Consider the following 5,027-nt stretch of genomic DNA (forward strand, 5'->3'; position numbering starts at 1 on the left):
CGTGCCGGAGGTCTGCGACGGCGCCGCCCTGGAGGACCGCTACTTCGCGCTCACCGGGGCTGCTCGGTGAGCGCGCCCGCGAGCCCGACCCAACGGGTCACGGCGCAGGCACGCTTTGAGACCCGCATCCTGGTGTCCAACGGCGAGCAGCTGCTGGTCTCGATCGTGCTGCCCCTGTTGGCGCTGGTGGGGCTCGCCCTGACCGACGTGCCCGAGGTGAGCATCGGCCCCTGGGCCGGCCTGGGGCGGTTGGAGGTCATCGGCCCGGGCGTGCTGGCATTGGCGGTGGTCTCGACGGCGTTCACCGGTCAGGCCATCCTGCTCGGCTACGAGCGCCGCTACGGGGTGCTGCGTCTCCTCGGCACCACCCCGCTCGGGCGCGAGGGCCTGCTGTTGGGCAAGGCCACGGCCGTGCTGGTGGTGATCGGCCTGCAGGTGACGGTGCTGGGGGGCACCGCCATCGCCCTGGGGTGGCGCCCGCGGCTGTCCGGTCTGCCGGTCGCCTTGGTCCTGGTGGTGCTCGGAGCCGCAAGCTTCGTGGCGCTCGCGGTGCTCCTCGGTGGGACGCTGCGGGCCGAGGCCGTGCTCGCGCTGGCCAACCTGATCTGGGTTCTGCTGCTGGCCCTGGGCGGCATCGTCGTGCCGGCGGCGGCGCTGCCGGGCCTGGCCGGCGATCTCGTCACCTGGCTGCCCTCCGCGCTGTTGGCCGACGGGCTGCGGACCGCTCTGTCCGGCGCGGGCGACGGCATACCCACCGCGGTGCGGGCGCTCGCGCTCGCCGGTTGGACCCTCGCGCTGGGCTGGCCGGCAGCCCGGCTGCTGCGCTGGTCGGACTGAGCTCGGCTCGCCCGCGGGCGCCACCTACCATGGGGTGGTGCCCACCTCCCCCTGGCTGTCCCGGATCCTGACGGTCAACCTGGTCATGCAGGTCCTCATCGTCGTCACCGGCGGCCTGGTCCGGCTGACGGGGAGCGGACTGGGCTGCCCGAGCTGGCCGCAGTGCGAGCCGGGCTCCTACACCCCGACGTTCCAGACCGCCGACGGGATCCACCCCTACATCGAGTTCGGCAACCGGATGGTGGGCATCCTGGTCGGGGTCGTCGCGCTGGCCACCCTCGTCGCCGTGCTGCGCTGGGGACGCAGCCGTCCGCTGCCGTTGCTGGCCGGCTTGGTCCTGGTGGGGCCACTCGCCCAAGGGGTGCTTGGAGGCATCACCGTGCGCACCGGGCTGCACCCGGCAACCGTGATGGCGCACTTCCTGATCTCGATGGCTCTGGTCGGGACGAGCACGCTCCTGGTCTGGCAGGTGCGTGCTGGGTGGCGCCCACCGGCCCGGGCGTTCGCGGTCGGGCCCGGTGCGCTCGTGGCCCGACGGCTGGGGATGGCGACCGCGGCGGTGGCCGCGGTGGTGCTGGTGCTCGGCACCATGGTGACCGGGGCCGGGCCGCACTCGGGCGACGCCGGCGACCCGGCCCGGCTCGGTCTGGATCCCCGCACCCTGTCCTGGCTGCACGCCGACAGTGTGATGATCTTCTGCGGCCTCGTGATCGCGATGCTCATCACCACCCACCTGGTGCCCGCGCTCGCGCCGTCGCGGCGACCCTGGGAGGTGGTGCTGGGGGTCACGGTGGCCCAGGGACTGGTGGGCTACCTGCAGTACGCCCTGGGACTGCCGGTGGCGCTGGTCTCGCTGCACATGCTGGGGGCGACGTTGCTGACGCTGGCGCTGACCTGGGCCCTGCGCTCGCTGCTCGCGACGACCTGCTCAGACCAGCGGCAGGTGCAGCAGCGGGTCGAGCGCCACCGCGAGGAAGACCAGCGTGAGATAGCTGATCGAGAAGTGGAACAACCGCATCGCGCCCAGCTGTGAGCCGGCCAGGCCGCGCCGGGCCCGCCCGGCGAGCCGGTGCGCCTCGATGACGAAGGCCGCTCCGGCGATCAGCGCCGTCACCGTGTAGACCCACCCCATCGGCGCCACTGGGACCAGCGCCAGTGAGGTCAGTGCGGTGACCCACGCATACGCCACGATGCGGCGCCCGACCGCGATGTCGTCCACCACGACCGGCAGCATCGGGACCCCGGCATTGGCATAGTCCTCCTTGAAGCGCATCGACAGCGGCCAGTAGTGCGGTGGGGTCCAGAAGAAGACCACCAGGAAGAGCACCAGCGCGGGCCAGTCCAGCGACCCGGTGACCGCGGACCAGCCGATCAGCACCGGCATACAGCCCGCGACTCCGCCCCACACGATGTTCTGGCTGGTGCGCCGCTTGAGCAGGATCGTGTAGAAGCCGACGTAGAGCACGATGGCTGTGAGCGCGAGCGCGGCGCTGACCAGGTTGACCAACAACGCCAGCCAGAGCACGGCGCCCACCCCCAGGGTGCAACCGAAGACCACGGCTGCGGTGGGGCTGATCCTCCCGGTCACCAGCGGCCGATGCTCGGTGCGATGCATCCGAGCGTCGATGTCGCGGTCGAGGTAGCAGTTCAGGGCGTTGGCCGACCCGGCTGCGAGCACCCCCCCGACGAGTGTAGACAGGGTCAACGACAACGGCGGGATGCCGCCTTGAGCCAGGAACATCACCGGGAAGGTGGTGACCAGCAGCAGCTCGATGATCCTCGGCTTGGTCAGTGCGACGTAGTCACCCAGGTGCTCGCGCCACCCGCGCAGGCGCTGGCGAGTGGATCCGGACGAGCGGGCCTCGAGCGTGGTCACGTGGTCCTTCGGGATGCAGGGTGGGTGCAACGGCCCGGGCAGGCTCGTGCCCGCGGACCTGCTCTGATGGTACCCGTGACGGCGGACCTGCACGGTAGGGGTCTCGGGGACTAAGATCGGTGGTGGCGTGGCACCCTACAACCGCCACGGGGCCGCACGGCGGATGCCGTCGGCCCGGTGGTCCGACGCAATCCGCAGCAAGGAGCACTCGTGACCGAGCAGACCGATACGCTGACCGCCGACCGCGATCCGCAACTGGCCAGACCCCTGGCCGACCAGGCGGGGTGGACCGAGGTGGACGTGCGGGCGGTGGACACCATCCGCGTCCTGGCCGCCGACGCCGTGCAGAATGTGGGCAACGGACACCCGGGCACGGCGATGAGCCTGGCCCCCCTGGCCTACCTGCTCTACCAGCAGGTCATGCGACACGACCCCAGCGACCCCAGCTGGCTCGGGCGCGACCGCTTCGTGCTGTCCAACGGCCACTCCAGCCTGACCCAGTACATCCAGCTCTATCAGAGCGGCTACGGCCTGGAGATAAAGGATCTGAAGTCGTTGCGGACCTGGGGGTCCAAGACACCGGGCCACCCCGAGGTGCACCACACCACCGGCGTCGAGATCACCACGGGACCGTTGGGCTCCGGGCTGGCCTCCGCGGTCGGGATGGCCGTCGCGCAGCGCCGCCAGCGCGGCCTGCTCGATCCCGACGCCGCACCGGGCACCTCGCCGTTCGACCACCACGTCTGGGTGGTCGCCTCCGACGGCGACATGATGGAGGGAGTCTCCAGCGAGGCCTGCTCCTTCGCCGGTCATCAGGAGCTGTCCAACCTCACGGTCGTCTACGACCAGAACAAGATCTCCATCGAGGACGACACCGACATCTCGTTCAGCGAGGACGTCGCACAGCGCTACGAGGCCTACGGCTGGCACGTCGAGACCGTCGACTGGCGGGGCCAGGAGCCCTACACCGAGGACGTCGACGCGTTGTATGCCGCGCTGCAGGCCAGCAAGGATCGCCAGGACAAGCCGACCATGGTCGTGCTGCGCACCATCATCGCCTGGCCCGCGCCCGAGGCTCGCGACACCGGGGCCGCGCACGGGTCGGCCCTCGGTGAGGATGAGGTCAAGGCCACCAAGTCGCTGCTCGGCTTCGACCCCGAGGTCCAGTTCCCGGACGAGCCGGAGGTCCTCGAGCACACCAGGGCCGTGGTCGGCAGGGGGAAGCAGGCGCACGCACAGTGGCAGGAGGGCTACGAGTCCTGGCGCTCGAGCAACTCCGAGCAGGCCGAGCTGTTGGACCGGCTGCTCGACAAGCGGCTGCCCGACGGGCTGGAGGATGCCCTGCCGACCTTCGAGGCCAGCGAGGACGGAATGGCCACCCGCAAGGCGTCCGGGGAGGTGCTCAGCGCCCTGGCCGATGTGATGCCCGAGCTGTGGGGCGGCTCAGCCGACCTGGCCGGCTCCAACAACACCACGATGGACGATGTGCCCAGCTTCGTCCCGAGCGGCAAGGCCACGAAAAAGTTCCCCGGTGACGAGTACGGCCGGACCCTGCACTTCGGCATCCGCGAGCACGGCATGGGCATGATCCTCAGCGGCATCGCCCTCGAAGGACTCACCAGGCCGTACGGCGGGACCTTCTTGATCTTCTCCGACTACATGCGTCCGGCCGTGCGCCTGGCCAGCCTGCAGCAGCTGCCGGTGATCTACGTCTGGACCCACGACAGCATCGGACTGGGTGAGGACGGCCCGACGCACCAGCCGGTCGAGCAGCTGGCTGCACTGCGGGCCATCCCCGGCCTGGACGTGATCCGGCCCGCCGATGCGAATGAGACCACGGCCGCGTGGAAGACGGTCCTGGAGGCCGTCGACCACCCCAGTGCGCTCGCCCTCACCCGGCAGAACGTGCCGACGCTTGACCGGTCGAGGCTCGGCTCCGCCGACGGGGTGGCCAAGGGCGGCTATGTCCTGGCGCAGGCGCACGACGGCGAGCCCGAGGTGCTCTTGATCGGCACCGGCTCCGAGGTCCAGCTCGCGCTGCAGGCCCAGGAGACCCTCCGGTCCGACGGCATCCAAGCGCAGGTCATCTCGATGCCGTGCCAGGAGTGGTTCCTCAAGCAGGAACAGACCTACCGTGACGAGGTGCTCCCGCCGAGTGTGCGGGCTCGGGTCAGCGTGGAGGCGGGGGTGGCCCAGGGCTGGCGCGAGCTGGTCGGCGACGCCGGGCGGATGGTCAGCCTGGAGCACTTCGGCGCCTCGGCCGACTACGAGACGCTCTATCAGGAGTTCGGGATCACCGCCGAGGCGGTGGTGC

Annotated in this window: 4 protein-coding genes; 3 read left to right on the forward strand and 1 reads right to left on the reverse strand. The window is 70.8% G+C overall.

The genetic code is table 11. The features are described from left to right. Nucleotides 1-66 precede the first annotated feature (66 nt). The gene (locus ACR2FV_RS00385; protein WP_434013751.1) at nt 67-837 is read left to right on the forward strand and encodes an ABC transporter permease; all 771 of its coding nucleotides are present in this window, start codon (nt 67-69) and stop codon (nt 835-837) included. A 37-nt stretch (nt 838-874) separates the two neighbouring features. After that, nucleotides 875-1,870, forward strand: a complete 996-nt coding sequence (locus ACR2FV_RS00390) for a COX15/CtaA family protein (RefSeq protein WP_434013752.1) — start codon at nt 875-877, stop codon at nt 1,868-1,870. On the opposite strand, the gene ACR2FV_RS00395 is transcribed toward ACR2FV_RS00390, so the two are convergent. Next, nucleotides 1,766-2,713 carry a heme o synthase gene (locus tag ACR2FV_RS00395; RefSeq protein ID WP_434013753.1) on the reverse strand — a complete coding sequence of 316 codons (948 nt, stop codon included), beginning with the start codon at nt 2,711-2,713 and terminating at the stop codon, nt 1,766-1,768. The two genes, ACR2FV_RS00390 and ACR2FV_RS00395, sit on opposite strands and share 105 nt — an antisense overlap. Nucleotides 2,714-2,923: 210 nt before the next feature. On the opposite strand from ACR2FV_RS00395, the gene tkt reads away from it, so the two are divergent. Continuing rightward, nucleotides 2,924-5,027, forward strand: a 2,104-nt coding sequence (tkt, locus tag ACR2FV_RS00400; protein WP_434013754.1) for a transketolase, incomplete at its 3' end; no start/stop codon positions are given.

The sequence above is a fragment of the Ornithinimicrobium sp. genome, from assembly GCF_051004135.1.
Classification (GTDB): Bacteria; Actinomycetota; Actinomycetes; order Actinomycetales; family Dermatophilaceae; genus Ornithinicoccus.